Origin of the sequence: Marivita sp. S6314, assembly GCF_023015985.1 — a bacterium.
GTDB lineage: Bacteria > Pseudomonadota > Alphaproteobacteria > Rhodobacterales > Rhodobacteraceae > Marivita.
The window spans coordinates 650,986-676,329 of record NZ_JALKAO010000001.1; the positions used below are offsets into that span (position 1 = coordinate 650,986).

Here is a 25,344-nt window from a genome sequence, read left to right on the forward strand (position 1 = left end):
CAAACGCCCAACCTTGTCGTCGCACGCGCAGGACTGCTAGGTACGGGTCAACCGTCGCTTGGAAAGGACCGCCTGATGGAGCTCAACGCAGATTTCTCGCAGCAGGTCGTGGTGCATTCCGCAAAGCTCGATTGGACCCCGTCGCCCATGCAAGGCGTGGATCGCCGGATGCTGGACCGCATCGGTGACGAGGTGGCGCGTGCGACGTCCATCGTGCGCTATGCGCCCGGCTCCATGTTCTCGGCGCACACCCATACCGGTGGCGAAGAGTTCATCGTGCTGGAGGGCGTGTTTCAGGACGAACATGGCGACTACCCGGCTGGCACCTATGTGCGCAACCCGCCAACCACGTCGCATACGCCCGGCTCGGATGCGGGATGCACCATCTTTGTGAAGCTCTGGCAGTTCGACTTGGATGACCGCACCCAGTTTCGCAAAGACATGGACGCGGCGTTACCGGCTCCCACGGATGGGGTTGCCACGGCTTGCCTTCACGCCGACAGCCGCGAAACGGTCACGTTTACGAAGCTTGATCCGGGTGCGGTGCTGTCAAACTCAGACGCGGGCGGGATTGAACTGCTGGTCCTGTCCGGCACGGTGGATGACGGGACAGATAAGCTGGAAACGGGCAGCTGGTTGCGCGTGCCGGACGGTCAGGCATTGACCGCCACCGCTGGCGATGCCGGTGCGTCGGTCTGGATGAAGACCGGGCATCTGCGCTACGCAAAAGCCCCGGACGTATAGCGCCGAAAGCCGCCCGCGTCCCTGTTTGGTCTTGCCGTTACTCCCCCGCGTCCGGATCGGCCTGACCGACGCCTTTGAACACGAATTTGAACGGCAACGCCCAAAGGATCCCCAGCACCACGTAGACCACAAACTCAACCCAGAATGGCGGGCGGTCGAGCCAGTTCATCACTGTCACACAGGCGACGATATAGATCGGCAATCCGATCAACAGGATCACCAGAGACCACCGCTTGCGCGCTTTGTAGCTGAGGGCCATGCGCCGCTCCTGTGTTGCGTCAGTCAGCGAACGGATCTGTCACGAGGATCGTGTCATCCCGCTCCGGTGAGGTTGAAAGTAGGGCAACCGGGCATTCGATCAATTCCTCGACCCGGCGCACATATTTGATCGCCTCGGCAGGCAGATCCGCCCAGGACCGCGCCCCTTCGGTGGATTGCGACCAGCCGGGCATTTCTTCGTAGATCGGGGTGCAGCGCGCCTGCTGATCCGCCGCGGTGGGCAGGTAATCCAGCCGCGTGCCGTCAAGATCATAGCCGACGCAGATCTTCAGCGTCTCGAACCCGTCCAACACATCCAGCTTGGTCAGAGAGATGCCATTGACCCCCGACGTTGCACAGGTCTGGCGCACAAGGCAGGCATCAAACCACCCGCAGCGCCGCTTGCGCCCGGTGGTGGTGCCAAATTCATGCCCCCGTTCGCCAAGACGCTGGCCATCCGCATCGTCCAGTTCGGTTGGGAACGGGCCTTCGCCGACACGTGTGGTGTAGGCTTTGACGATCCCAAGCACGTATTCGATGGAGCCCGGCCCAAGGCCAACCCCCGTCGCCGCCTGCCCGGCAATCACGTTGGACGAGGTCACAAAGGGATAGGTGCCGAAGTCGATATCCAACAGCGCACCTTGCGCCCCTTCGAACAGGATGCGCTTGCCCGCCTTGCGCTTTTCGTTGAGCACCTTCCAGACCGGGGCGGCGAAAGGCAGGATATGCGCTGCGATCTCGTTCAGCTGCGCCAGCAGGGCGTCGCGGTCGACCGGGTCAAAGCCAAGCCCTTTGCGCAGCGGGTCATGGTGCTGCAACGCGCGATCCACCCGCGCCTCAAGCGTCGCCGGATCGGCCAGATCCGCCACGCGCACGGACCGACGGCCCACCTTGTCCTCGTAGGCCGGACCAATGCCGCGCCCGGTTGTGCCGATCTTGGTGCCTTTTGAGGCCGCTTCTTCCCGCGCGCGGTCCAATTCGCCATGGATGGGCAGGATCAGCGGCGTGTTCTCGGCGATCATCAGCGTTTCGGGTGTGATCTCCACCCCCTGCGCGCGGATCGTCTCGATCTCTTTCATCAGGTGCCAGGGATCCAGAACCACCCCGTTGCCGATGACCGACAGCTTGCCGCCGCGCACAACACCAGACGGCAGCGCGTGCAGCTTGTAGACCTTGCCATCAATGACCAGCGTGTGGCCCGCATTGTGCCCGCCCTGAAAGCGGCAGATCACATCCGCCCGCTCCGAGAGCCAATCCACGATTTTGCCTTTGCCCTCGTCGCCCCACTGAGCGCCTACGACCACCACATTTGCCATGATAAAGACCTTTGCTGTCGACCCGTTCGTCAAACCGGCGTCCGTATAGCGCCCGTTTGCCACAGGCGAAACCGCGAAAGTGACGCGCCCTCTGGACAGCGGCCTCGCGCTTGGGCCATCTCGCTCCACCACATGTCGATGAAAGGCGTTCCACCATGGGTTTCCTGCTGCGCTGGCTGTTTGCGTTTGCCTTGATCTCCGCGACGTATAATCCCACGCAGTACAATTTCGTCCGCTGGGCCATGACCGACGGGCAGGATCGTCTGTCGATCACAGTGCTGGCCGGACTGGTGCTGCTGGTGGGCTACGTGATTTACCTGCGCGCCACGCTCCGATCCATCGGGGCGTTCGGAATGGGGTTGATCCTTGCCATCGTCGGGGCCTTGCTTTGGGTGGCCTATGATTTCGGTCTGCTGGATCTGCAGGACCAGACACTGACCGTCTGGATTGGCATCTTTGCGCTGTCATCGGTTTTGGGCATCGGCCTGAGCTGGTCCATCGTGCGCCGCAAACTTTCGGGTCAGGCGGATGTCGACGATGTCGATGAATAATCCCATCTTCTTTTTCCAAATATGCCCGGACGCACCGCCCCGAAAAGCGCAGCGTCACCTGACGCACACCGCCCCACACATGCCCCAGCCCGAGGCGGTCGGCCGAAGGCCGTGAGCCGAGACACACCAGCGCGCGCCAGCGCACCGATTATGACGTCGCAACGGGTTGCGCGACGTCCAACTTGGCCTTAGATACCCCCCATTCACGAAAGACATCCGGGACAGCCATGGAAAACGTCGTTCTTATCATCCATCTCCTTCTTGCGCTCGCGCTGATCGGCGTTGTTCTGCTGCAGCGCTCTGACGGCGGTGGGCTTGGCGCCATGGGTGGCGGCGGCGGTGGCGGCACTGTCAGCGCCCGCAGCGCGACCACCGGATTGGGCAAACTGACCTGGGTGTTGGCGATTGCCTTTATCTGCACCTCGCTGACCCTGACGATCATCGCGGCACAGAACGCGTCCGGCAGTTCGATCATGGATCGTCTCGGCCGCGGCGGCAGCAGCGCGCCGGCGGAAGACAGCAGCACCGATATCGACACGGACGGGCTTCTGCCTCCGCCCTCGTCATCGGCGGACCCGAACCTGCCATTGGTGCCAAGCGCCGACTAAGCCATCGTGAATGGCCTTTGGAACGCGTAACCACATCAGGTTGCGCGTTTTTCTTTGCCAAGGGACGCCACCATGTCTTGAGGCAAATTTATCTGACGTAACATCATCTTGGGGCACGGCTTGATTTTGTCAGTCGAATCCCTTATCGCTCAAATCCCGTGATGCTGCGTTGGTTTGCCCGCGCAGAGCGCATGATTTGCAGACGCGCCGCGGGAGGTTTCCAGACATGGCACGCTTTATTTTCATCACCGGCGGTGTGGTGTCTTCGCTTGGAAAAGGTCTCGCCTCGGCTGCGCTTGGTGCCTTGCTGCAGGCCCGCGGGTATTCGGTGCGGCTGCGCAAACTGGATCCTTACCTGAACGTCGATCCCGGCACGATGAGCCCGTTTGAACATGGCGAAGTGTTTGTCACCGATGATGGTGCGGAAACCGATCTGGATCTTGGCCATTACGAACGCTTCACCGGGGTCCCTGCCCGCAAGACCGACAGCATCTCGTCGGGCCGCATCTATACCAACGTGCTCGAAAAAGAACGGCGCGGTGATTACCTGGGCAAAACCATTCAGGTGATCCCGCATGTGACCAATGAAATCAAAGACTTCATCTCGATTGGCGAAGACGAGGTTGATTTCATGCTGTGCGAAATTGGCGGCACCGTGGGCGATATCGAAGGCCTGCCCTTCTTTGAAGCCATCCGCCAGTTCAGCCAAGACAAGCCGCGCGGGCAGTGTTTGTTCATGCACCTCACGTTGCTGCCCTATATCAAGGCCTCCGGCGAGCTGAAAACCAAACCGACGCAGCACAGCGTCAAGGAACTGCGCTCGATTGGTCTGGCCCCGGACATCCTTGTCTGCCGGTCGGAAGGACCGATCCCGACCAAAGAACGCGAGAAACTGGCGCTGTTTTGCAACGTGCGGCCCGACAGCGTGATTGCGGCGCAAGACCTCAATTCGATCTACGAAGCGCCGTTGGTCTATCACCGCGAAGGGCTGGATCAGGCGGTGCTCGACGCGTTCCAGATCGCACCTGCGCCGAAACCGAACCTTGCCAAGTGGGACGATGTGGCCGACCGCATCCACAACCCCGAGGGCGAGGTGAACATCGCCATCGTGGGCAAATACACCCAGCTTGAGGATGCCTATAAATCCATCGCCGAAGCGCTGACCCATGGTGGCATGGCGAACCGGGTCAAGGTCAATATCCGCTGGGTCGATGCCGAAATCTTTGACCGCGAAGACCCGGCCCCACATCTGGAAGGCTTCCACGCGATCCTTGTCCCCGGCGGCTTTGGCGAACGGGGCACCGAAGGCAAGATCAAGGCCGCGCAGTTCGCCCGCGAACACAAGGTGCCCTATCTGGGGATTTGCCTTGGCATGCAGATGGCCGTGATCGAAGCCGCGCGTAACGTCGCCAAACTGCCTGACGCCGGGTCCGAGGAATTTGACCACGAGGCCGGTAAGAAACGGTTTACGCCCGTGGTGTATCACCTCAAGGAATGGGTGCAGGGGAACGAAAAGGTCAATCGCTCGGTCGAGGATGACAAGGGCGGCACCATGCGCCTTGGCGCCTATGACGCGGTGCTGACCGAGGGGTCCAAAGTGGCCAAAGCCTATGGCACCACCACCATCGACGAACGCCACCGCCACCGCTACGAGGTGGACATCAAGTACAAGGACGATCTTGAAAAAGCCGGTCTGAAGTTCTCTGGCATGAGCCCGGACGGCCGCCTGCCCGAGATCGTGGAATGGCCCGACCACCCGTGGTTCATCGGTGTGCAGTTCCACCCGGAGCTGAAGTCAAAACCGTTTGATCCGCATCCACTGTTCAAGGATTTCGTACGGGCGGCGAAGGATGTGTCGAGGTTGGTGTAGTAAATTCTTTTCTAACGCGATCTTTGATACTATGTGTAAAGAATGAGCGACCCCGTAGTCTCAGCGTTTACAGATGATCAGGCCGAACGCCTGTCAGGCGTTTCGCGCTCCCAATTGCGATATTGGGATCGAAGTGGTTTTTTTGAACCTGAATTTGGAGCTAAAGACAAAAAGCTGAAGCATAGTCGTCTCTATAGTTTTCGAGATTTGGCCTGTCTTCGCGTCCTCAATACACTTAGAAATGATGCGAATGTTTCATTGCAGCATTTGCGAGATGTAAAAAATGAACTGCGTCATCTCGGTGATGATTTGTGGTCGAAGACGACACTCTACGTACTGAACAAAAAAGTCGTCATAGACAATCCCAGCACAAGCACCAAAGAAGAAGTTGTCTCCAAACAAGCTATTCTGCAAATTCCATTGAAGGTCGTTTCCGAGGGTATTCGCAACGCAATTGAATTGCTCAACGATAAGCCAAAGGAAGCCAGAATCGAGAGAAAAAACTTAGGCTCGGGATTTGATAACGTCATTTCTGGAACACGCATTCGTGTATCCGACATACATGACTTCTTTGAGGCGGGATACTCTATTGATCAAATAATTGAGCAGTATCCGACTTTGAGAAAGATTGATGTTGAAGCAGCTCTTCACTTCAAAAAGAGTGCTTAGTGCGCAGGTAAGTTTTGAAATTCTTCTTAGATGCACAAGTTCCCTTCTCGGTTGGCAGTTGGCTAACCAGCTCGGGCCATGAAACAATATTCCATAATGACGCATTGCCGGAAGGTACGGTCGATGATGTTGTGTGCGCAACGGCCATTTTAAACGAAGCCATTCTCGTTGCACTTGATAAAGACATGAAGCGTGCTGTGCGTCGATATGGAAGCAAGTTGCAACAAGACAGATTCAAGAGCTTAGACTTGCTCTTGTTCGTTTGTTCACCCGTTCAAGCGGAAAAACGCCTTCAAAGTTGTTTCTCCTTGGTCGAGCATGAATGGAAATTCGCAAACAAAAAGAAAGCTCGACGAATGTGGGTCGAAATTGGCACCAACCATTTGCGGACCTATCGCTGAGGTCTTTGTCGATCCGCAATACAAGCGTAGGGTGCATGCTCGAACGCACCGCTTCCGACACAAATCGCGCCATCGCCAGACCGCGGGATGGCGATCCGTCCACCGAACGACGGCGCTTTATCTCAACCAAATCCGTGCGCAGAATGAACGTCTCGCCCAGCCCTTCCAAATCGCCAGCCCGGGGGGCGGTCTGGCGATGGCGCTGCGGCTTCGCCGCTGTCCGCGCCAGGGCGTTTTGCTCCACGCCGGGTGCACGGATTGTATACCCCGTAGGGCGGGCATTTGCCCGCCACCCACCATGGGACATCGACGCCCCTACCGCCTGCCTATGATCTCGCTTAATCTTCGCCCATGCTCTCCTACCAACACCTCTACCATGCCGGAAACGCGGCGGATGTGCACAAGCACGCGGCGCTGGCCTCGGCGCTGGCGTATTTGACGCGCAAGCCCAAACCGCTGAGTTACATCGAAACCCATGCCGGGCGGGGGCTGTATGATCTGACCGCGCCAGAGGCGGTGAAGACCGGCGAGGCGGCGGCGGGCATCACCCGTCTGCGCGCGGCGTTCCCCGAGGCGCATCCCTACCTGCAGGCTTTGGCGCGTAACCCGGATCACTATCCCGGCTCGCCTGCCCTGGCGCATGCGCTGTTGCGGCCCACCGACACGCTGCATCTGGCGGAATTGCATCCGCAAGAGCACGCGCATCTGCGCCAGAACCTGCGCGCGCCGAACGTGCACGTGTATAAACAGAACGGGTTGGAGATGGCCCAGAGCCTGTGTCCGCCGACGCCCAGACGCGGGTTGATGCTGGTGGATCCGTCTTACGAGGTGAAAACCGAATACGAAGTTTTGCCGAAGTTCCTGTCCACCCTTGCGCGGAAGTGGAATGTGGGGGTGTTGATGCTCTGGTACCCGATCCTGACGTCGCAGCCGCACACACCGATGCTGGCCGACCTCAAGACGCGCTTTCCCGACGCGCTGACCCATGAAGTTGCGTTCCCGCCGGCCCGCGACGGGCACCGGATGGTTGGCTCCGGATTGTTTGTGGTGAACCCGCCCTACGGGTTGCAGACGGAACTGGCGGCGCTGAGCGCGCTGTTCAAAAAAGCGGCATGATCCGCGCGGCGTTGATCCTGACATTCCTTGCGGGCGCGGCCGGGGCCAATGAGCTGCGCAAGGTGCCCTATGACAGCCTGCGCAGTCAGCCGCACCGGATCGAGACCTTTGACAGCCTGCCCCGCGTCACCGAGCCGGGGATCAATTTCGATCACCATTGGCGCGCGCCGGGTCTGTCCATTGCCGAGAAACTGCTGGGCCAGGGGATCGAGGAGGTGACCACCGACTATGGCCGGTTTGACCATCTTGTCGGCCTGCCCGGTGCGCCGCCACGGGTGATCCCGGGCCAGTCGGGCCAGAACCTGACCATTGCGTATCACGACGGGTTCGGATCCAACGCGCTGTTTCCGCTGGGTCCGGTGGGGTTGGCCGGGGCGGATGGGCGGGGTGAAGGCAGCATCGCGTTCACCTTTGACGATCCGCAATTTGCGTTCGGGTTGCGGCTGCACGCCGAATACCCCGATCCGCTGGCCCAACGCCCGATGCCGCGCGCGGCGGAAGTGACGTTTTACGATGTCAACGCGCGCGTGCTCACCCGGTTTGTCCTGCCGTTGGGACGGGGCGTGATGTCACTGGCCTGGCGCAGCGGCTACGGCGTGGCGGCGGTGACGATTGAAAACACCGACCCCGGTGGGGTGGCGCTGGACGATATCCTGTACGAGGTCGAGGACCTTGCCGGTTAAAAGCGTTTGCGAATTGCAAAGCGGCGCTTATATCGACCGGTATGTTTGGCGAATTTCTGAAGCGGCTCACCGCACCCGACCCCGACCCTTTGCAGGATGATGATGCCCGATTGGCGCTGACCGCACTTCTGGTGCGCATCGCGCGGACCGATGGGGATTATGCAGAGGATGAAAAACACCGGATCGACCGCATCAGCGCGGCACGGTACGGGCTTTCAGACGCGGATGCGCTGCAATTGCGCAGTGATGCCGAAGCGATCGAGGCGGATGCGCCCGACACGGTCCGGTTCACGCGCGCGATCAAGGATGCGGTGCCCTATGAGGACCGCATCGGCGTGATCGAAGCCCTGTGGCAGGTGGCACTTGCGGATGGCGAACGCGACGCGGAAGAAGACGCGCTGATGCGCATGGTGGCGAATTTCCTGGGCATCAACGACCGCGACAGCGCGCTGGCCCGCCAGAAGGTGAGCCGCGCCGGGTGATTGCCACCCTGCCCATGTATGACCGTTCAGAAACCGCTGCCGCGAATGACGCGCTTTGGGCTGCGGTGGCTGGTTACTTGGGCGACGCCCCCTGCCATCTAAGCCGCGATGTGCCGCTGGAGGGGGCGTGGACCGACCCGGATCTGGTTCTGTCCCAGACTTGCGGCCTGCCATTTTCGCTGCGGCTTCATACGCAGGTGACGCTGGTTGGAGCGCCTGATTTCCGGCTGCCCTCTTGTCCACCCGGTTTTTACAACAGTGCGATCATTGCCCGTCGCGATGACAATCGCCCCGTCGAACAGCTGTTGCAGACCCCGGTGATCAATGACCACCAAAGCCAGTCCGGCCACAATGCCCTGCACCAGTTTGCGGCGCGGTCAGGCGCACCGCTCGGTACGGTGCAGATCAGCGGCAGCCATCGGGAGTCGACCCGTGCCGTGGCCGATGGGCACGCCGACATCGCCGCGATTGATGGCAATAGCTGGCGCATGATCGAGCGGTGGGATTCATGGGCCACCGGTCTGCGCGTCCTTGACCACACCGCGCCAACGCCAGCGATGCCGTTTATCTGCGGGCGCAACACCGATGCGGCCCGCGTCTTTGCCGCGTTGAAAGCCGCCATTTCGGACCTGTCGCCGGAACAACGCGACACGCTTGGGCTGTACGACCTCTGCCCGGCGACGAAAGACGCGTATCTGGCGGTGCCGAACCGGATCCCCTGACGGCCTCCGGTGACGCGGGGTTATTCCGGTTCCAACACCCGGCACGCACATGCCCCGAGACCTGAAAGTCAGCGGTATTCGCGGAATCCCTCTTGCCAAGAGGCCGATCCGCTGGGTATCCCTTAATTTGATCAAATTATTTCTTGAGGCTTCATGTCAGCCGATCCCGCCACTTGGCTCAGGTCCCATCCAGAGGTCCGTTCTGTACGTGTGGCCGCTTCAGATCTTAACGGCGTTGCCCGCGGAAAGCGCGTTCCCGCGCGGTTTGCGGACAAGGCTGTGGATGGCGGCACACGGTTTCCCTTGTCTGTTCTCAACCTCGACATCCGGGGCGAAGACATCGAAGGCAGCCCATTGGTTTACGCGCAGGGCGATGCCGATGGGGTTTTAAAGCCGACGGAACGGGGCTTTGTCCCCATGCCGTGGCTGGACACCCCGTCCGCGTTGTTGCCGCTGTGGATGTACCACGAAGACGGCACCGCGTTTGACGGTGATCCCCGCCATGCCCTTGCCGATGTGGTCAAACGGTATGCCGCCTTGGGCCTCACCCCTGTTGTCGCGATGGAGTTGGAGTTTTTCCTGATCGACGACAGCAAGAAAACCCTGCGCATTCCGGCCTCGCCGCGGTCGGGGAAACGGCACAAGGCCGGGGAAATCCTGTCGATCCGTGTGCTGGACCAGTTCGACGACTTCTTTTCCGACCTGTACGACGCCTGCGAAGCGATGGACATCCCGGCGGACACAACGATTTCCGAAGCCGGTCTGGGCCAGTTCGAAATCAACATGATGCATGTGGATGACCCACTGAAAGCGGCGGACGATGCGTGGCTCTTCAAGATGCTGGTCAAGGGACTGGCGCGCCGCAACGGGTTTGCGGCGTCGTTCATGGCAAAACCCTATGACGGCTATGCCGGGTCGGGTATGCATACACATTTTTCGGTGATTGATGCCAACGGCCAGAACGTTTTTGACAACGGCGGGCCCGATGGGTCGGACGTGCTGCGGCACGCCATCGCGGGCTGTCTGGACGCGATGCCTGACAGCACGCTGGTCTTTGCCCCGCATGCCAACAGCTATGACCGGCTGGTTCCCAATGCCCATGCGCCCACAGGTGTGGCCTGGGCCTATGAGAACCGCACGGCGGCCATTCGTGTGCCGTCTGGTGCCCCGGTCGCGCGTCGGATCGAACACCGGGTCGCGGGTGGGGACGTGAACCCCTACCTGTCACTTGCGGCCATTCTGGGGGCGGCGCTGAGCGGGATCGAAGAAAAGCGCACACCGCCCGCCCCGATCACCGGCAATGCCTATGCGCATGACCTTCCGCAAATCCCGACAAACTGGACCGACGCGATCGACCGGTTTGAAAACAGCGCCGAGATCGCAAAGATCTTTTCACCCGGATTGATCCGGAACATGACGCTGACAAAGCGTCAGGAGTTGGGCTTCGTCTCGGACCTCAGCGCAGAGGAGCAAGTCGCGCTTTATCTGGACGCGGTGTAACCCTGCGTCCACGGCACATAAACGAGGTGCACCATGAAAATTGGTATCCTGCAAACGGGTCTGGCCCCGAAAGAGCTGGTGGATGATTTCGGCGAATATCCGGGGTTCTTTGAACGTCTTCTGGCGGGCAACGGCTTTACCTTTGAAACGTGGTCGGTGGTGGAAAACCACTTTCCCCAAAGCGCAACGGACGCTGATGGCTGGTTGATCACCGGCTCGCGGCATGGCGCTTACGAAGATCACGACTGGATCCCTCCGCTTGAAGCGCTCATTCGGGACATCGTCGCGGCGGACCGCCCGTTGATCGGAGTGTGTTTCGGCCATCAGATCATCGCCCAAGCGCTTGGCGGCACGGTCGAGAAGTTCACCGGCGGCTGGGCCATCGGTCAGCAAAGCTATGATTTCGGCGGGGAGACGATGACCATCAACGCCTGGCATCAGGACCAGGTCACCAAGGCCCCCGAAGGAGCCGAGGTTGTGGCCAGCAATCCGTTTTGTGCCAATGCCGCCCTGCTGTATCCCGGCAAGGCCTATACCGTGCAGCCGCATCCCGAATATGCCGATGATTTCATTCAGGGATTGATCGACACGCGCGGCAAAGGCCTTGTGCCGGAAGACCTGATGCAGGACGCCACCGCGCGCATGGGTCAACCGCTGGACAGCGCGAAGATGGCGCAACAATTCACCCGGTTTTTCCACGAAGGACGCCTGACATGAGCGACTGGAAATCTGCCCTACCCGCCCCCGCAGCCCTTTACCTGGAGGGCAAGCGGCTGGACGAGGTTGAATGCGTGATCGCAGACCTGCCCGGCATCGCGCGCGGCAAGGCTGTTCCGGCCTCGAAATTCGCGCGGCAGGATTATTTCCATCTGCCGGATTCGATCTTCTTTCAAACCATCACCGGTGGCTGGGGCGAAGCGGCTGACGAAAAAGACGGCGGGTTCATCGAACGCGACATGATCCTGAAACCCGACATGACCACCGCCACGGCCGCGCCGTGGACCGGGGACTGGACGTTGCAGGTGATCCACGACGCCTATGACCGCAAGGACAAACCTGTCCCCTATGCGCCGCGCAATGTGCTCAAGCGCGTGGTCCAGCTGTACCGCGACAAGGGTTGGGAACCGGTGGTTGCCCCCGAGATGGAGTTCTTCCTCACCGCGCGCAATCTGGACCCGGCCAAGGCGATTGAGCCGATGATGGGTCGCTCCGGCCGCCCTGCCGCCGCGCGTCAGGCTTATTCAATGACGGCTGTGGATGAATTTGGCCCGGTGATTGACGACATCTACGATTTCGCCGAGGCGCAGGGGTTCGAGATTGACGGCATCACGCAGGAAGGCGGGGCCGGTCAGCTTGAGATCAACCTGCTGCATGGCGATCCGGTCAAGCTGGCAGACGAGGTGTTCTACTTCAAGCGCCTGATCCGCGAAGCCGCGTTGCGCCACGACTGCTTTGCGACTTTCATGGCAAAGCCGATCGAAAATGAACCGGGCAGTGCGATGCATATCCACCATTCGATCATGGAGATCGAGACCGGCCGCAATATCTTTTCCGGACCGCAAGGTGGCGAAACGGATGCGTTTTTCCACTTTATCGGCGGGCTTCAGACCCACATGCCCGCTGCCATCGCGGTGATTGCGCCATACGTGAACAGCTACCGGCGCTACGTCAAGGAACACGCCGCCCCCATCAATCTTGAATGGGGCCGGGACAATCGCACAACCGGCATTCGCGTGCCACTGTCCGGCCCGGAAAGCCGCCGGGTGGAAAACCGTCTCGCCGGGATGGATTGCAATCCGTATCTTGGCATCGCGGCCTCACTGGCCTGCGGATATCTTGGGCTTGTCAACGAATTGCGCCCGTCCAAGCAATTCAAGAGCGATGCCTACGAAGGCGAAGGCGACATCCCGCAGGTTCTGGGGCAGGCATTGGATCTTTTTGACGAAGCCGACGCCCTGCACGAGATTCTGGGACCGGATTTCTGCCGCGTCTATTCCATCGTCAAACGCGCGGAATACGAAGAGTTCCTGCAGGTCATCAGCCCGTGGGAGCGCGAGCATCTTTTGTTGAATGTGTAATGCGCGTGGTGCGATGCGCATCCTCGCAATAGGGATACCGGCGTGAACCTGCTGTTTTCAAACGATAAGCGCGGCACCTATCCCGAAAGCTGGTATGCCGCGACCGCAGAACCGCTAGCATCGTTTCCCCCTTTGCAGGGGCAGACCACAGCCGATGTGTGCATCATCGGCGGCGGCTACACCGGGCTGTCTGCGGCGTTGCATCTGGCCGAAATGGGGGCCGACGTGGTGCTGCTGGACGCCCATCGCGTCGGGTTCGGCGCGTCGGGGCGCAATGGCGGGCAATTGGGCACCGGTCAGCGCAAAGACCAGATCGGTCTGGAAAAGATGGTTGGAGCCGACGCCGCGCGCAAATTGTGGGATCTGGGCGAAGACGCCAAGGCGTTGGTCCGCGATCTGGTCCGCAAACACGACATTGACTGCTACCTGAAAGACGGCATCGCATGGGCGGCGTCGCACGAAACGGATGTGTCCGACCTGCATGCCTACGCGGACCATCTGTCCAAAGCCTATGATTACTCAAAAATCGAGGTTCTGGATCATGACGGGTTTCAGGCGGTGTGCCCGTCCCCGGATTACAAGGGCGGTATTCTCGATATGGGGGCGGCGCATCTGCACCCGTTGCGACTGGCGCTTGGATTGGCGCGCGCCGCGTCGGACGCGGGTGTCCGCATCCACGAGCGCAGCCACGTGCATGATATCAAACACGGATCCAAGGCCATCGTCCGGACCGATGCGGGGCACGTGGTGGCGGATCAGGTGATCCTTGCCGGCAACGGCTATCTGGGCGGATTGGACCGGTCGGTGACAGCCCGGGTGATGCCGATCAACAATTACGTGGTGGCCACCGAACCCCTGGGCGACGCCGCTCGGGATGTTCTGGCGCGGGACGTTGCGGTCGCGGATTCGCGCTTTGTCGTCAATTACTTCCGCCTGAGCCATGACAAACGGTTGCTGTTTGGTGGCGGCGAAACCTATGGCTATCGCTTTCCGTCGGACATCCGCGCGCTGGTGCGCAAGCCGATGACCACGGTCTTTCCGCATCTGAAGGATATCAAAATCGACTACGCCTGGGGCGGCACGCTGGCCATCACGATCAAGCGCATGCCCTATCTGGCGCAGGTCAAACCAAACGTGTTTTCTGCGTCGGGCTATTCCGGGCACGGCGTCGGCAATGCGGTTCAGGCCGGAAAACTGCTGGCCGAAGCAACGCGCGGACCATCCGAAGGCTTCGCCGCCTTCAATGCCATTCCCCACACCCCGTTTCCCGGCGGCGGCCTGTTCCGGACGCCGATCCTGTCGCTGGCGATGTCGTGGTACGCGATGCGGGATCGCCTGGGCGTTTAGGTCACTTGTCGAGCTTGGACAGTTTCTTCTGAAGCTCCGCCAGCTGGGATTTGATCTCGTCCAGATCATCCCCGTCTTGCGGCGCTGCAGCAGCCGATGGGGTCCCGTCGCTGTCGGGTGATGGGCCCGACCATGTGCCGGCCATGCCGCCCGTCATCGCCTTGAGGAACGCCTCTTGCTGCGCTTGGATTGCCTCGAACCCCGGCACGCCCGTCATCGGGTTGGCCTGGTTCATCTTCTCCATCCACTTGGACTGGCTGTCGCGGAACATCTCGAAACTGGCGGCCAGAAACTGCGGCACGGCACTGGTGGCCTGCGTCGTGTAGCTGCGCACCAGATCGTTCAAGACGTTGGTGGGCAACACGTTTTCCCCCCGGCTTTCATGTTCGGCGATGATCTGCAGAAGATACTGACGCGTCAGGTCATCGCCGGATTTCAGGTCAATGATCTGCACTTCGCGCCCGTCGCGAATGAAACTCGCGATATCTTCAAGCGTCACATAGTCAGAGGTTTCGGTGTTGTAGAGACGGCGGCTCGCATACCGTTTGATCAGCAGCGGCGTGTTCGATTCAGCCAAGGTCCCCTCCCCGAGTTGTCTTTGCTGCAATGCAGCCTAAGCACATGCAGCACAAAAAGAAAGCACTGGTCACATCAAACCGGACTTTGCAGGGCGGCAATTCAGCCAATCCACAAAAAAAGGCCGGATCCACAAGGGATCCGGCCAGAATATAGCGTTCCAGATTGGGAGGAGAGAACGCTAATTCTTTGGGCAGCTTACTTCGCAGCAGCAGATGCCTTCTTGGCAGCTGTTGTCACGTCGTTGGTCGCTTTCTTGACAGCGGCAGTTGCATCTTCGGAGATGTCTTTGCCAGCGGCCATCATCAGCTCAACTGTGTCCATCTGGACCTTCTTCGCGATCTCGGCGAATGCGGCCATGTTCTCGGCAGCAACTTCAGCCTGAGCAGATGCGAAATCTGTCATTGCTTTTGCGTAGTCAGCAGGCTCTGTCTTTGCTTTGGACATGTCGCTCAGCTTGGAGAGCGTGTCTTTTGTCCACTTTGCAGAGATTTCTGTCGACTTCTCGGCTGCTTCCAGAGCAACAGAGGACAGCTTCTCGTTCAGAGTTGCTGTTGTTTTGAAAGCGTCTTCCATTGCCTTCGTGTCAACCGGGAATGCACCCATCATTTCTTTCAGGGTCGCGGTCATGTCAGGTGTCTTAGCCATCGTTAAATCCTTTCCTGCGTTGCGGGCCCACCCCGCTGTTCTGCAGATGAACCCTATCTAGATGCTGCAGCGCAGCATTTCAAGATGTTTTTCTGCACTGCAGCATGAAAAAAGGTCGCAGGGTTACGCGACGGCCTTGATCCGCACATATGTGCCGGGTGCCGGGCCCAGAACCGGGTGGTTCTTGTCGCCCGGTATGCGCGCCTTGACCCATTTGCCTGACCGTTTGGCCAGCCAGCCTTCCCAGCGCGGCCACCACGAGCCTTCGGTAAACTCTGCCCCTTCAAGCCAGTCATCGGGCGACAGCGTCATGTCGTCATTCACGTAATGCCCGTATTTCTTTTTGCTGGGTGGATTGACGATCCCGGCGATATGGCCGGATTCGGACACGATGAACTGTTTCGATTTCGATCCCATCTGCTGCACGCCGCGATAACAATCCTTCCACGCCGCGATGTGGTCGGTTTCGCAGGCAATCGCGCAGAGCGGCACATCGACGTCTTTCAGGCTCAGCGTGTGGCCCATCAGCTCAAACGTGCCTTCGGCGAACTCATTGCGCTGGCACAGCCCGCGCAGATACTGCACCGCCATCTTGCCGGGCAGGTTCGCGCCGTCGCCATTCCAGTACAGAAGGTCAAACGCAGGGGGCGTTTCGCCCATCATGTAGCTTTTGATTGCGGGGCCATAGATCAGGTCGTTGGACCGCAGGTAACTGAACGTGCGCGCCATGATGAAGGATTTGAGGATCCCGGCATCGCCAATCTCGGCTTCGATCCCGTCGATAAAGTCGTTTTGCAGGAACGGGGTGAATTCGCCCTGATCCGAAAAATCCGTCAGCGTGGTAAAGAACGTCGCCGATTTGACAGATTTGTCGCCCCGCTGTTTCAACAAGGACAGCGTGAGGTTCAGCGTCGTGCCCGCAATACAATACCCAATCGCGTTGACCTTCTCGACGCCGCAGATCGATATCACTTCGTCAAAGGCGCGCAGATAGCCATCTTCGATATAGGTCTCCAGCCCCACATCCTTGTAGCTTTCATCCGGATTGATCCAGCTGACCACAAACAACGTGTACCCCTGATCGACCACCCAGCGAATGAAGGAGTTCTGCGGCTTGAGGTCGAGGATGTAATACTTGTTGATCCAGGGCGGGAACAGAACGACCGGCGTTTCGCGCACCTTTTCCGTGGTGGGCTTGTACTGGATCAGCTCCATCATGTGGTTGCGATACACAACCTCGCCTTCGGCGGTGGCGATGTTCTCGCCAATCTCAAACGCACCTTCATCGGCAAGGCGCACCACCAGTTCGCCATTGTTCGCCTCAAGATCAGCCACGAGGTTCTCAAGACCTTTGACAAGGCTTTCGCCATCCGTCTCAAGCGCCTTTTGCAAGGCGTCGGGATTGGTCGCCAGAAAGTTGGTCGGCGCAAACATATCGACGATCTGCTGCGCGAAATACTTCAGCCGCTGTTTTTCCAGGCCGTCCATGTCGTCGATCGAACTGACCGCCGTCTGAATCGCCTCGGCGTTGATCAGATACTGTTGCTTAATGAAATTGAAGTACGGGTGTTCATCCCAGAGCGGGTTCTGGAACCGCCGGTCCTTGGGACCGGGGTCTTCCGGGGCCTGCAGCTTTCCCTTGGCCAAGGCCTGCTGCGCTTCGACATAATGTGTAACCGACTTGCCCCAGTACGAAATCTGATGCTCCAGGATCTTGGCTGGGTTTTGCAGCCATTCCTGCCAGTAGCTTTGCATCGCTTCCCCGAACAGCGACGCGTCCGGCGCGTGCAGCGACGGGTTGATCTGGCGCTTGTTCGACAGTGCCGTCATCATCCGCTGCGTCAGCGTTTCGATCTTTTGCAAATTGGCCTCAAGTTCCGCGCTCATTTCTGGTGCGGCAACGTCTTTGGTTGTCATGGCCAATATTCCCCCGTATTTATGCTGCCATGCAGAATAACGTCGCACGCAGTGGGAGGCAAAGCGACTAAATGGCCCGATTTTTCGGGCCTGTCTTAAGGAGACGCCTCTATGCGCTACATGATGACTTACGATCTCATGGAAACGTTTCGCAATACAAATCAATGGCTTGGCGCAACAGCCCGAACGATGGCGTCCTATCCGGCCTGGGCGATGATGCCAAATCCCGCGATGCAGTGGATGGCCGCATGGGGTGAAGTGACCGAACGCACCTTCGAACGGATGGTTGTCAAACCAGACTGGGGGATTCGGACTTTCACCTGTAAAGACGGTCGCGATCACCTGGTCGAGATTAAGACTTTGGTCGAACGTCCTTTCGGTGATCTGATCCATTTCAACGTCGCCGGACGCGAGGAACAGCCCCGCAAGATCCTGCTTGTTGCGCCGATGTCCGGGCACTACGCCACACTGCTGCGGTCTACCGTGAAATCGCTGCTTGTGAACTGCGAAGTCTATGTGACCGACTGGCACAACGCACGCGACATCCCCGTCAGTGCAGGCAAGTTCGATGTTGAGGATTACACCCTCTACCTGATGGACTTCATGAAGGAACTGGGGCCGGACACCAACGTTGTTGCCGTGTGCCAACCGGTGCCGCTGACGCTTGCCGCGACCGCCTACCTGGCGGAACTCGATCCGGATGCCCAGCCACGCACGCTGACCCTGATCGGTGGTCCGGTCGACCCGGACGCGACGCCAACCGACGTCACCGATTTCGGCCGCCGGGTCACGATGGGCCAGCTCGAAGAAACCATGATCCAGCGCGTCGGGTTCAAGTACCCGGGCGTGGGCCGCATGGTGTATCCCGGCCTGTTGCAGCTTGCCTCTTTCATTTCGATGAACGGCGAGCGTCACGCCAATGCGTTCTCGGACCAGATCCAGAACGTGATGCGCGGAGAGTCGTCAGACCACGACCCACACAACCGGTTCTACGATGAATACCTTGCGGTGATGGACATGCCGGCAGAGTTCTACCTGTCGACGGTGGATCGCATCTTCAAACGCCGCGAGATTGCCAAGAACGAATTTGTCGTGGCGGGTCACAAGGTTGATTTCGGCGCGATCACACGGGTTGCCGTGAAAACCGTCGAAGGCGCGAATGATGACATCTCGGCCCCCGGCCAGTGTATCGCGGCGCTTGATCTGTGCACCGGTCTTCCGGACGAGAAGAAGGCCAGCCATGTCGAACCCGGCGCGGGCCATTACGGCATCTTCGCGGGCAAAAGCTGGCGCAACAACATCCGTCCGATGGTGCTTGATTTCATCGACAGCAACGCGGGCGATCCGCCCGCGGCCAAGAAAGCAAAGAAACCGGCCAACACCAACGCCGCGTAACATCAAAAGGGCTGATCTGCAGATCGGCCCTTTTTCTTTGCTACGACACCAAGCGCAATGAACCCACCCTGCTCACAATGTCAGTTTGGCGGACTTTGCTGCCATTGCGTCCGCCAGTTTGAATGGCTGCTTTTTTTTGGAAACTGGCTATACTGATTCCGTGAAACGCCAACGTTGCACTAAGTGTCAAACGACTAAGTTAGGTCCGACATGTCCCAGCGGTACTTTACGACCATACTGACAGCGTGCATCGCTGGCATGTTTTTGGTTGGCAATTCAACGGCTTATTCTGAAACTGAAGATCCCATAACGAAGCTCATTTGGTTGATCAACCATGAGGCTGAGAAACCAAAGGTGGATATCACAAAGGCCAGTGTCTCCAACTGCACTCTCACGGTCGAAACGCTTCGGCTTGCTCCGGATCGGTCTATCATTTCAACAAGCACAACAGTTTCTCTTCCGGCTCTTCATGGAAACAATTCGGTTTTCTTCCTTACCCCAGGGAAGGAAGATGACGGGGCAGGATTCAGCTATTTTGTGACAGAGGAAAAGGCGACGGCGATCTACCGGGTTGATAACCCATCAAGTTCCACGCGTCGGTGGTTTCGAAAGCGCTTTGGTCAACGATGCTGGGGAGGTGACATGTGCCAAATTGATTATGTGCCGAAATCACTGTATTTTCGCGTACCCTCAAGCTCTCCGGCGGAACGCACAGAGCTTACTGATACCTTCCGGGATGCTATTGACTATTGTAGACGTCAGGTCGGCTGAACATTGCTGGATGCACTTCTCATGGAAAGCAAGGCCCTTCTGAAAAGCTGACATTGAAACAAACTGCAGTAATCGACAAAATGGGCTCAACGCCGCCATTTGTTGCAACCCAGCCAATCACCTTTGCCCGGACAACACTTTCCCTTCGAAACAACTCTAAAGACAAAGCGCATCGTCAGACCGCGGGATGGCGATCCGACCTTCGGTCGGGGCGGTCTGGCGATGCACGGTGCCTTCGGCTTGAGTTCGCGCAGGAAAGGTCTCGGAAAACCCCGCTTACCGGTCAGCAGCCCAGATCATGTCGATAAACGCCTGCGTGCCACGGCTGAATTCCAGCGGACATGGGTATGGTGCCTCTCCGCGCACCGCGGCGCCAAAGGCTTCGACCTGGCGGATATAGTGATTCACGCCCGGATACCGGTGCACCACTGTTGGCGCACCCTTGCGCAGTACTCGCAATTCAGCGTCTCCGTATCCCAGCGGATTGAACGGCACCGGCAGTTCCATCACGCCCTCCGTGCCGTGGAACGTCACGCTCTGGTAAAGCGCCATCCGCATGGAGGTGAGCGATGTCAGCGTGAACCCGTCAAATTCTGCGATCACTTCGGCGCGCACCTCGACGCCGTTTTCGCGCGTAATATCCGCGTGCCGTACCGCGCGCGGCTCTTGCCCGGTGACGAACCGGGCGCAGCCCAGCGTATACACTCCGATATCCGGCAGGCTGCCGCCCCCGGTTGCGACCGTGTTGCGGATGTTGCCGGGATCGCCGCTGTTGTCATAGGTAAAGGTTGCATTCACGCGCAACAGATCACCAATAGCGCCCTCCGCCAACAGCCGTCGCGCATCCTGCCATTGCGGGTGATGCACGATCATATAGGCCTCGGCGGCCACAAGCCCGGTTGCGTCGCGCAGCGCGATCAGCGGGTCAATCTCGGATGCCTGCATCGCGATGGGCTTTTCCGTCAGCACGTGTTTCCCGGCCTCCAGCGCCTTGCGCGTCCATTCGACGTGCAGCGCGTTTGGCAGGGGGATGTAGACCGCGTCGATCTCCTTGGCGGCAAGGACATCCTCGTAGCCCGTTGTCACCTGCAACCCCGGCGCAATCGCCTGAAACGGGGCCGCCTTGGCCGGATCGGATGTCGCCAGCATCGACAGGTCCGCATGTTTTGCCGCGTTGATGGCCGGGGCCATCTGTTCCCGCGCAAATTTGGCGGCCCCCAAAATACCCCATCGGATCGGTTTCATCGCGCTCTCCCCCAGTTTTGCCACCCGCGTAGCAAAAAAAACGCGCCGGGCACAGGCCCGACGCGTCGCTGAAGAAACGCAGCTTTGTTTTAGGTTGCGGTCAGCAGGCCCTGCTCTTTCGCAAGATCGCGCATCCGCTTTTGCAGTTTCTCGAACGCCCGCACTTCAATCTGGCGAATGCGTTCGCGACTCACATCGTACTGACCGGACAGTTCTTCCAGCGTCACGGCCTTTTCGGCCAATCGACGCTGCGTGAGGATGTCTTTCTCGCGGTCGTTCAACACGTCCATCGCCTGCGCCAGCAATTCGCGCCGCGCCTCAAGCTCGTCGCGTTTTTCGTAATCGCCCGCCTGATCCGCGCTTTCGTCTTCAAGCCAGTCCTGCCACTGCATGGACCCTTCGCCGTCCGACCCCACCTGCGCGTTCAGGGACGCGTCCCCGCCCGACAACCGGCGGTTCATCGAAATCACTTCGGTTTCCGTCACGCCAAGGTCTGTTGCGATCTTGGCCACGTGTTCGGGCCGCAGATCCCCGTCTTCCAGCGCGCCGATCTTGGACTTCGCTTTGCGCAGGTTGAAGAACAGCTTCTTCTGCGCAGACGTCGTGCCCAGCTTCACCAAGGACCACGACCGCAGGATGTATTCCTGGATCGACGCCCGGATCCACCACATGGCGTAGGTCGCCAGACGGAAGCCCTTTTCCGGGTCGAACCGCTTGACCGCCTGCATCAGGCCCACATTCGCTTCCGAGATCACCTCGGCCTGCGGCAAGCCATAGCCGCGATAGCCCATGGCAATCTTGGCGGCCAATCGCAGGTGCGATGTCACCATCTTGTGCGCCGCTTCCGTGTCTTCCTGTTCAACCCAGCGTTTGGCCAGCATGTATTCTTCTTCCGGCTCCAAGAGCGGGAATTTCCGAATTTCCTGCAGATAGCGGCTCAGGCCAGCTTCCGGCGACGGGGCCGGGAGATTTGCATAGTTCGCCATACCCATGTCCCTCCAATGTTTATGCGCTTAACATTCAAGATGGTGTCGCGCAGGGTCAGTTTCAAGTGTGTCGCATGATTGCGTTAACACTTATGTAACGCGCACAGACCTTTATGTCAGGCAGATGTCAGTGCTTTCACGCACATGGGACGTTTGTTTCAAACGCGCAAAAGCGTGATCAGTTCCACCATGTCCGCAGGCAACTCTGCTTCGAAGCGCAGCGTTTCGCCGGTCACCGGATGTACGAACCCCAAGATGGCCGCGTGCAAGGCTTGCCGGTCAAACGCGGCCACAGCCGCGATCGCCTCGGCACTCAACACCTGTTTGGCCACTTTGCGCCGCCCGCCATAGACCGGATCGCCAATCAACCCATGCCCGGCATGCGCCATATGCACCCGGATCTGATGTGTCCGCCCGGTTTCCAGACGGCATTCAACCAGCGACACGGTGGGCGGTGTGCCAAAAGCCTCCACCACCTTGGCCCGCGTGATCGCATGTTTGCCGTGACCAAAGAACACCGCCTGCCTTTGCCGGTCCGTCTTGTGCCGGGCCAGATCGCTGGTGATGCGGATCACCGCGCCCGGCTCCATCGACACGCCGCGCACCCCGCGCAGTCGCGGATCGCCCACATCCGGGTACCCGTAGACCAAGGCAGAATACACACGTTCCACCGTATGCGCCGCAAATTGGTCCGCCAGCCCGTGATGCGCACGATCCGATTTGGCGATCACCAGCAACCCGCTGGTGTCCTTGTCGATCCGGTGCACGATCCCCGGACGGCCGACACCGCCCACACCAGACAACCGCCCATCAAAATGATGCAGCAGCGCATTCACCAAGGTCCCGGACGGCGTGCCCGGTGCCGGATGCACCACCATGCCGGCAGGTTTCATGACAACGATCAGGTCGTCATCCTCGTAGCGGATGTCCAGCGCGATCTCTTCGGCGGCAATGTGGCTCTCTGCGACCACCGGCACGGCCACGTCAATCACGTCGCCTTCCGCCACCTTGGCCTTGGGATCATCCAGAACCACGCCACGGCACGACACGGCACCCTCTGCAATCAACCGCGCCAGCCGCGTCCGCGACAGCGCCGCCGCCTCTGGCACGTCCCGCGCCAACGCCTTATCAAGACGCGCAGGCGGTGATGCGCCAATGGTGACGCTCAGAATGGGATCAGACATGGACAACGCCCCCGAAGAACAGACCGAAGAACCGGCCAACCTGCGCTTTCTGCGACGGCTGGTGACGGCCCTGACTGTGACTATGATCGCGGGGGTCATACTCATCACCGCGCTGATTGTCATCCGTTACAATCAATCCGCGACCCCCCTGCCCGATATGATCACCCTGCCCGACGGCACAACCGCCACGGCGTTCACCCAGGCGCGCAACTGGTACGCGGTGGTTACCGAAACGGACGAGATCCTGATCTTTGCACGTGACAGCGGGCGGCTGATGCAAACCATCCAGATCGAAACAGAGTGAAGATGGTACCGACACCCCGGCTCGAACGGGGGACCTCTTGATCCACAATCAAGCGCTCTAACCTACTGAGCTATGTCGGCACTGAGGGGCGAAATAACGGGACGGTTCCGCCATTGCAAGACCCATCTGCGTCTATAACGTGACTTCCCACGCCTGTTCGACCAGATCAACACCGAAGCTGTGCACCGGCTCGGAAGACGTGCAGGTCCATCCGTATTTCTGATACAGCGCGCAGGCTGCTTCGTGGCTTTCATGGGTCCACAGCCGCATCTGCTTGAACCCGCTCTGCCGCGCAAAATTCATGCAAGTCTCCAGCAATCGCTTGCCCAGACCCAACCCGCGCGCCTCGGGTGCAAGAAGAAACAGCCGCAGCTTGGCCGTCCGGTTGTCCAGCCGCACGCAAAACACGCTGCCCAGCGGCACGCCATCGCGTTCGGCTACCCAACCCCGTTCACAATCGGGATTATGCTGGCGTTCGAATTGGCTCAGGATGTCATCGACCAAATCACCGAAACTGTCATCAAACCCTTCGGCCGCGGCGTAATGCGACCGGTGTAGCGTCACGAGCCAATCGTGATCCGCGGGTGTATAAAGGCGCAGCATGGTTTTTTGCGTCATGTGTCCAGCATAGCTGGCGCAACTTGCAAAACAAGCGGGCCGGGTCTATGCCCTCGACGCTGAACGTCAATCCGTCGGAGACCGGTCATGGGCATCAACACTGAACGCGACATCGAAGCCAATCTTCAGATTGGTCCAACCGATCTGGGGATGGTGCGCCTGTTCGTGCTGGCGGACGGGATCGAGATCCCGATGGACTTCTCTCCCGAGGAGGCCGAGGAAATCGCCGAAGAGATCAAGCTTGCCGCGCAGGCCGCGCAGAAGGTCAAGCCCAAGCGCTAAGCTGCGCATCCGGATCGCGCAGCGCATGCAGGCGGCGCGCGGCATGGGTGGCAAATTTGCGAATCAGCTTGTTGCGCCGCGCCGCTGCCAGTTTGTCTTCCGGGGCCATCCGCACGATTTCGGCGTCATAGCCATCTGCAATGATCAATCCGGACTCCAGTGGCAACAATTCCGTCGGAAACTCCAGATCCACCGCCCAGAAGTAGCGGTCACACCAATCCAGGTAGCCTTCCCATTTCTGATCCGCCTGAAAATCGGCGCGGGAGGATTTGCACTCGACCACCCACACCTCGCCTTTCGGACCCAGCGCCATCACATCCACGCGCAAGCCCCGGTCTGGCACGAATTCCTCGATCACCGAAAAGCCGTGACTGGCCAGGTGGCGGCACACACCGCGCGCTAAAAACTGTCCGGGAAGAAGATCGTCTCGCATGGCAAAAGCATGAACAAAGTGTGAACAAAAATCAAGAAAGATCACACATGTTTCGTGTCACACCCCTTGTCGTGGGCTACCTCGCGGCTTAGGTGTGCGTCAGGCGGGTTCTGCCCTTCTCGTGACAGGTTGCATTCCGGTGGCCTTAAGCAATTCCGAGGGAGTTGGCTCTGTCCGGATCCTGGTCCGGTTACCCGACGCCCACCTGTATATACAGGTCCTCGGGAATGAGAGAACCGCACGGTTGGTGTGGTCCCGCCGCGTTATCCCTGGCGTACCCCGGTAAAGGTCCGGCGCGGCGCTGTTGCCTCGACCGGGATCGGGGTCAGGCCAACGGGATGGCCCCGGTGATCGTCGTCATCATCATCGTCGTCATCCGACCGCATCAACGTGACCGCGATGCCGAACTGAACCCCCGCAAAAACGATACCGTTAAACAGCCAAAGCAGGAAAACAGCCAGAAATCCGACATCCGAATGTGTGACCAGGTGCCAAAGGTTCACGACGTTGAAATACAACAGCATCGTGACGAAGACTGCGGACAGGATAAAACCAATAACGCTGTGTCGAATGTACATTTTGACCAGATCGGGCATGATGATGTCCCTCGCTTCCTGATCTGAAGATAGGACACCCGCAG

Annotated in this window: 29 protein-coding genes and 1 tRNA gene; 18 read left to right on the forward strand and 12 right to left on the reverse strand. The window is 59.4% G+C overall.

Translation table 11 applies throughout. The features are described from left to right. Positions 1-75 precede the first annotated feature (75 nt). Positions 76-744: a cupin domain-containing protein gene (locus MWU54_RS03205; RefSeq protein WP_247080728.1), complete on the forward strand. Its 669-nt coding sequence runs from the start codon at positions 76-78 to the stop codon at positions 742-744. A 37-nt stretch (positions 745-781) separates the two neighbouring features. On the opposite strand, the gene MWU54_RS03210 is transcribed toward MWU54_RS03205, so the two are convergent. Together MWU54_RS03210 and MWU54_RS03215 are read right to left on the reverse strand one after the other, a co-directional pair. Continuing rightward, complete coding sequence (locus MWU54_RS03210; protein ID WP_247080729.1) at positions 782-1,003, reverse strand: DUF2842 domain-containing protein; 222 nt, start codon at positions 1,001-1,003, stop codon at positions 782-784. A 19-nt stretch (positions 1,004-1,022) separates the two neighbouring features. Further along, positions 1,023-2,318, reverse strand: coding sequence for an adenylosuccinate synthase (locus MWU54_RS03215; RefSeq protein WP_247080730.1), 1,296 nt, complete (start codon positions 2,316-2,318; stop codon positions 1,023-1,025). Between the two features lie 155 nt (positions 2,319-2,473). Between MWU54_RS03215 and MWU54_RS03220 the strand changes: the two genes are divergently transcribed. From MWU54_RS03220 to MWU54_RS03280, 13 genes are all read left to right on the forward strand, one after another. Then, on the forward strand, positions 2,474-2,869 hold the full coding sequence (locus tag MWU54_RS03220; RefSeq protein ID WP_247080731.1) for a DUF6524 family protein: 396 nt from the start codon (positions 2,474-2,476) through the stop codon (positions 2,867-2,869). 227 nt (positions 2,870-3,096) lie between these two features. Next, complete coding sequence (gene secG / locus MWU54_RS03225) at positions 3,097-3,477, forward strand: preprotein translocase subunit SecG (protein WP_247080732.1); 381 nt, start codon at positions 3,097-3,099, stop codon at positions 3,475-3,477. 226 nt (positions 3,478-3,703) lie between these two features. Beyond that, positions 3,704-5,347, forward strand: coding sequence for a CTP synthase (locus MWU54_RS03230; protein ID WP_247080733.1), 1,644 nt, complete (start codon positions 3,704-3,706; stop codon positions 5,345-5,347). Between the two features lie 42 nt (positions 5,348-5,389). Beyond that, a complete protein-coding gene (locus MWU54_RS03235; RefSeq protein WP_247080734.1) occupies positions 5,390-6,016 on the forward strand; it encodes a DUF433 domain-containing protein in 627 nt (208 codons plus the stop codon). A 14-nt stretch (positions 6,017-6,030) separates the two neighbouring features. Then, positions 6,031-6,417 (forward strand): DUF5615 family PIN-like protein, encoded by a 387-nt coding sequence (locus MWU54_RS03240; RefSeq protein WP_247080736.1) that lies wholly within the window; start codon positions 6,031-6,033, stop codon positions 6,415-6,417. Between the two features lie 351 nt (positions 6,418-6,768). Further along, positions 6,769-7,533 carry a 23S rRNA (adenine(2030)-N(6))-methyltransferase RlmJ gene (gene rlmJ, locus MWU54_RS03245; RefSeq protein ID WP_247080738.1) on the forward strand — a complete coding sequence of 255 codons (765 nt, stop codon included), beginning with the start codon at positions 6,769-6,771 and terminating at the stop codon, positions 7,531-7,533. Next, positions 7,530-8,216 carry a hypothetical protein gene (locus MWU54_RS03250; protein WP_247080740.1) on the forward strand — a complete coding sequence of 229 codons (687 nt, stop codon included), beginning with the start codon at positions 7,530-7,532 and terminating at the stop codon, positions 8,214-8,216. Before rlmJ ends, MWU54_RS03250 begins: the two co-directional genes overlap by 4 nt. 41 nt (positions 8,217-8,257) lie before the next feature. Beyond that, positions 8,258-8,698, forward strand: a complete 441-nt coding sequence (locus MWU54_RS03255) for a TerB family tellurite resistance protein (RefSeq protein WP_247080742.1) — start codon at positions 8,258-8,260, stop codon at positions 8,696-8,698. Positions 8,699-8,712: 14 nt separating this feature from the next. Continuing rightward, positions 8,713-9,420 carry a PhnD/SsuA/transferrin family substrate-binding protein gene (locus MWU54_RS03260; protein ID WP_247080744.1) on the forward strand — a complete coding sequence of 236 codons (708 nt, stop codon included), beginning with the start codon at positions 8,713-8,715 and terminating at the stop codon, positions 9,418-9,420. Between the two features lie 153 nt (positions 9,421-9,573). Next, on the forward strand, positions 9,574-10,920 hold the full coding sequence (locus MWU54_RS03265) for a glutamine synthetase family protein (protein ID WP_247080746.1): 1,347 nt from the start codon (positions 9,574-9,576) through the stop codon (positions 10,918-10,920). A 33-nt stretch (positions 10,921-10,953) separates the two neighbouring features. Beyond that, positions 10,954-11,637 (forward strand): type 1 glutamine amidotransferase, encoded by a 684-nt coding sequence (locus MWU54_RS03270; protein WP_247080748.1) that lies wholly within the window; start codon positions 10,954-10,956, stop codon positions 11,635-11,637. Further along, complete coding sequence (locus tag MWU54_RS03275) at positions 11,634-12,998, forward strand: glutamine synthetase family protein (RefSeq protein WP_247080749.1); 1,365 nt, start codon at positions 11,634-11,636, stop codon at positions 12,996-12,998. The genes MWU54_RS03270 and MWU54_RS03275 overlap by 4 nt, the downstream gene beginning before the upstream one ends. Before the next feature lie 42 nt (positions 12,999-13,040). Further along, positions 13,041-14,345 carry an FAD-binding oxidoreductase gene (locus MWU54_RS03280; protein WP_247080750.1) on the forward strand — a complete coding sequence of 435 codons (1,305 nt, stop codon included), beginning with the start codon at positions 13,041-13,043 and terminating at the stop codon, positions 14,343-14,345. A 1-nt stretch (position 14,346) separates the two neighbouring features. On the opposite strand, the gene phaR is transcribed toward MWU54_RS03280, so the two are convergent. The 3 genes from phaR to phaC all read right to left on the reverse strand — a co-directional run bounded on the left by phaR (position 14,347) and on the right by phaC (position 17,486). Beyond that, positions 14,347-14,922, reverse strand: coding sequence for a polyhydroxyalkanoate synthesis repressor PhaR (phaR, locus tag MWU54_RS03285; RefSeq protein WP_247080751.1), 576 nt, complete (start codon positions 14,920-14,922; stop codon positions 14,347-14,349). Positions 14,923-15,119: 197 nt separating this feature from the next. After that, positions 15,120-15,569, reverse strand: coding sequence for a phasin family protein (locus MWU54_RS03290; protein WP_247080752.1), 450 nt, complete (start codon positions 15,567-15,569; stop codon positions 15,120-15,122). 123 nt (positions 15,570-15,692) lie between these two features. After that, on the reverse strand, positions 15,693-17,486 hold the full coding sequence (gene phaC / locus MWU54_RS03295; protein ID WP_247080753.1) for a class I poly(R)-hydroxyalkanoic acid synthase: 1,794 nt from the start codon (positions 17,484-17,486) through the stop codon (positions 15,693-15,695). A 111-nt stretch (positions 17,487-17,597) separates the two neighbouring features. Here phaC and phaZ point away from each other — a divergent pair, with 111 nt between their 5' ends. Continuing rightward, positions 17,598-18,881, forward strand: a complete 1,284-nt coding sequence (phaZ, locus tag MWU54_RS03300) for a polyhydroxyalkanoate depolymerase (protein ID WP_247080754.1) — start codon at positions 17,598-17,600, stop codon at positions 18,879-18,881. A 258-nt stretch (positions 18,882-19,139) separates the two neighbouring features. After that, entirely contained in the window at positions 19,140-19,652 is a 513-nt protein-coding gene (locus MWU54_RS03305) for a hypothetical protein (RefSeq protein ID WP_247080756.1), read from the forward strand. A 276-nt stretch (positions 19,653-19,928) separates the two neighbouring features. On the opposite strand, the gene MWU54_RS03310 is transcribed toward MWU54_RS03305, so the two are convergent. The 3 genes from MWU54_RS03310 to MWU54_RS03320 form a co-directional block, all read right to left on the reverse strand. Further along, a complete protein-coding gene (locus MWU54_RS03310; protein WP_247080758.1) occupies positions 19,929-20,897 on the reverse strand; it encodes a Gfo/Idh/MocA family oxidoreductase in 969 nt (322 codons plus the stop codon). Between the two features lie 89 nt (positions 20,898-20,986). Beyond that, positions 20,987-21,883 carry an RNA polymerase sigma factor RpoH gene (rpoH, locus tag MWU54_RS03315; RefSeq protein ID WP_247080760.1) on the reverse strand — a complete coding sequence of 299 codons (897 nt, stop codon included), beginning with the start codon at positions 21,881-21,883 and terminating at the stop codon, positions 20,987-20,989. Between the two features lie 158 nt (positions 21,884-22,041). Then, positions 22,042-23,067, reverse strand: a complete 1,026-nt coding sequence (locus MWU54_RS03320) for an RluA family pseudouridine synthase (protein WP_247080761.1) — start codon at positions 23,065-23,067, stop codon at positions 22,042-22,044. Here MWU54_RS03320 and MWU54_RS03325 point away from each other — a divergent pair. Then, entirely contained in the window at positions 23,066-23,371 is a 306-nt protein-coding gene (locus MWU54_RS03325; RefSeq protein ID WP_247080762.1) for a DUF6476 family protein, read from the forward strand. The two genes, MWU54_RS03320 and MWU54_RS03325, sit on opposite strands and share 2 nt — an antisense overlap. 3 nt (positions 23,372-23,374) lie before the next feature. On the opposite strand, the gene MWU54_RS03330 is transcribed toward MWU54_RS03325, so the two are convergent. After that, positions 23,375-23,451 (reverse strand) — tRNA-His (locus MWU54_RS03330). A gap of 52 nt (positions 23,452-23,503) precedes the next feature. Further along, a complete protein-coding gene (locus MWU54_RS03335; RefSeq protein ID WP_247080763.1) occupies positions 23,504-23,989 on the reverse strand; it encodes a GNAT family N-acetyltransferase in 486 nt (161 codons plus the stop codon). A gap of 87 nt (positions 23,990-24,076) precedes the next feature. Here MWU54_RS03335 and MWU54_RS03340 point away from each other — a divergent pair, with 87 nt between their 5' ends. Beyond that, positions 24,077-24,271 (forward strand): DUF6324 family protein, encoded by a 195-nt coding sequence (locus MWU54_RS03340; RefSeq protein ID WP_247080764.1) that lies wholly within the window; start codon positions 24,077-24,079, stop codon positions 24,269-24,271. Here the strand turns inward: MWU54_RS03340 and MWU54_RS03345 are convergent. Together MWU54_RS03345 and MWU54_RS03350 are read right to left on the reverse strand one after the other, a co-directional pair. Then, positions 24,255-24,704, reverse strand: coding sequence for an MmcB family DNA repair protein (locus tag MWU54_RS03345; RefSeq protein ID WP_247080765.1), 450 nt, complete (start codon positions 24,702-24,704; stop codon positions 24,255-24,257). The genes MWU54_RS03340 and MWU54_RS03345 overlap by 17 nt on opposite strands. A 263-nt stretch (positions 24,705-24,967) precedes the next feature. After that, entirely contained in the window at positions 24,968-25,300 is a 333-nt protein-coding gene (locus MWU54_RS03350; RefSeq protein WP_247080766.1) for a hypothetical protein, read from the reverse strand. Between the last annotated feature and the right edge of the window lie 44 nt (positions 25,301-25,344).

Bases quoted from the DNA above. Each gene is read 5' to 3' on its own strand.
- MWU54_RS03260 (WP_247080744.1), top strand. From the start codon at position 8,713: ATGTATGACCGTTCAGAAACCGCTGCCGCGAATGACGCGCTTTGGGCT.
- MWU54_RS03345 (WP_247080765.1), bottom strand. From the start codon at position 24,704: ATGCGAGACGATCTTCTTCCCGGACAGTTTTTAGCGCGCGGTGTGTGC.
- rlmJ (WP_247080738.1), top strand. From the start codon at position 6,769: ATGCTCTCCTACCAACACCTCTACCATGCCGGAAACGCGGCGGATGTG.
- rpoH (WP_247080760.1), bottom strand. From the start codon at position 21,883: ATGGCGAACTATGCAAATCTCCCGGCCCCGTCGCCGGAAGCTGGCCTG.
- MWU54_RS03250 (WP_247080740.1), top strand. From the start codon at position 7,530: ATGATCCGCGCGGCGTTGATCCTGACATTCCTTGCGGGCGCGGCCGGG.
- phaC (WP_247080753.1), bottom strand. From the start codon at position 17,486: ATGACAACCAAAGACGTTGCCGCACCAGAAATGAGCGCGGAACTTGAG.
- MWU54_RS03290 (WP_247080752.1), bottom strand. From the start codon at position 15,569: ATGGCTAAGACACCTGACATGACCGCGACCCTGAAAGAAATGATGGGT.
- MWU54_RS03215 (WP_247080730.1), bottom strand. From the start codon at position 2,318: ATGGCAAATGTGGTGGTCGTAGGCGCTCAGTGGGGCGACGAGGGCAAA.
- MWU54_RS03335 (WP_247080763.1), bottom strand. From the start codon at position 23,989: ATGACGCAAAAAACCATGCTGCGCCTTTATACACCCGCGGATCACGAT.
- MWU54_RS03270 (WP_247080748.1), top strand. From the start codon at position 10,954: ATGAAAATTGGTATCCTGCAAACGGGTCTGGCCCCGAAAGAGCTGGTG.
- MWU54_RS03205 (WP_247080728.1), top strand. From the start codon at position 76: ATGGAGCTCAACGCAGATTTCTCGCAGCAGGTCGTGGTGCATTCCGCA.
- MWU54_RS03325 (WP_247080762.1), top strand. From the start codon at position 23,066: ATGGACAACGCCCCCGAAGAACAGACCGAAGAACCGGCCAACCTGCGC.
- MWU54_RS03230 (WP_247080733.1), top strand. From the start codon at position 3,704: ATGGCACGCTTTATTTTCATCACCGGCGGTGTGGTGTCTTCGCTTGGA.
- MWU54_RS03265 (WP_247080746.1), top strand. From the start codon at position 9,574: ATGTCAGCCGATCCCGCCACTTGGCTCAGGTCCCATCCAGAGGTCCGT.
- secG (WP_247080732.1), top strand. From the start codon at position 3,097: ATGGAAAACGTCGTTCTTATCATCCATCTCCTTCTTGCGCTCGCGCTG.
- MWU54_RS03350 (WP_247080766.1), bottom strand. From the start codon at position 25,300: ATGCCCGATCTGGTCAAAATGTACATTCGACACAGCGTTATTGGTTTT.
- MWU54_RS03275 (WP_247080749.1), top strand. From the start codon at position 11,634: ATGAGCGACTGGAAATCTGCCCTACCCGCCCCCGCAGCCCTTTACCTG.
- MWU54_RS03305 (WP_247080756.1), top strand. From the start codon at position 19,140: ATGTTTTTGGTTGGCAATTCAACGGCTTATTCTGAAACTGAAGATCCC.
- MWU54_RS03255 (WP_247080742.1), top strand. From the start codon at position 8,258: ATGTTTGGCGAATTTCTGAAGCGGCTCACCGCACCCGACCCCGACCCT.
- MWU54_RS03310 (WP_247080758.1), bottom strand. From the start codon at position 20,897: ATGAAACCGATCCGATGGGGTATTTTGGGGGCCGCCAAATTTGCGCGG.
- MWU54_RS03235 (WP_247080734.1), top strand. From the start codon at position 5,390: ATGAGCGACCCCGTAGTCTCAGCGTTTACAGATGATCAGGCCGAACGC.
- MWU54_RS03220 (WP_247080731.1), top strand. From the start codon at position 2,474: ATGGGTTTCCTGCTGCGCTGGCTGTTTGCGTTTGCCTTGATCTCCGCG.
- phaZ (WP_247080754.1), top strand. From the start codon at position 17,598: ATGCGCTACATGATGACTTACGATCTCATGGAAACGTTTCGCAATACA.
- MWU54_RS03210 (WP_247080729.1), bottom strand. From the start codon at position 1,003: ATGGCCCTCAGCTACAAAGCGCGCAAGCGGTGGTCTCTGGTGATCCTG.
- MWU54_RS03320 (WP_247080761.1), bottom strand. From the start codon at position 23,067: ATGTCTGATCCCATTCTGAGCGTCACCATTGGCGCATCACCGCCTGCG.
- MWU54_RS03340 (WP_247080764.1), top strand. From the start codon at position 24,077: ATGGGCATCAACACTGAACGCGACATCGAAGCCAATCTTCAGATTGGT.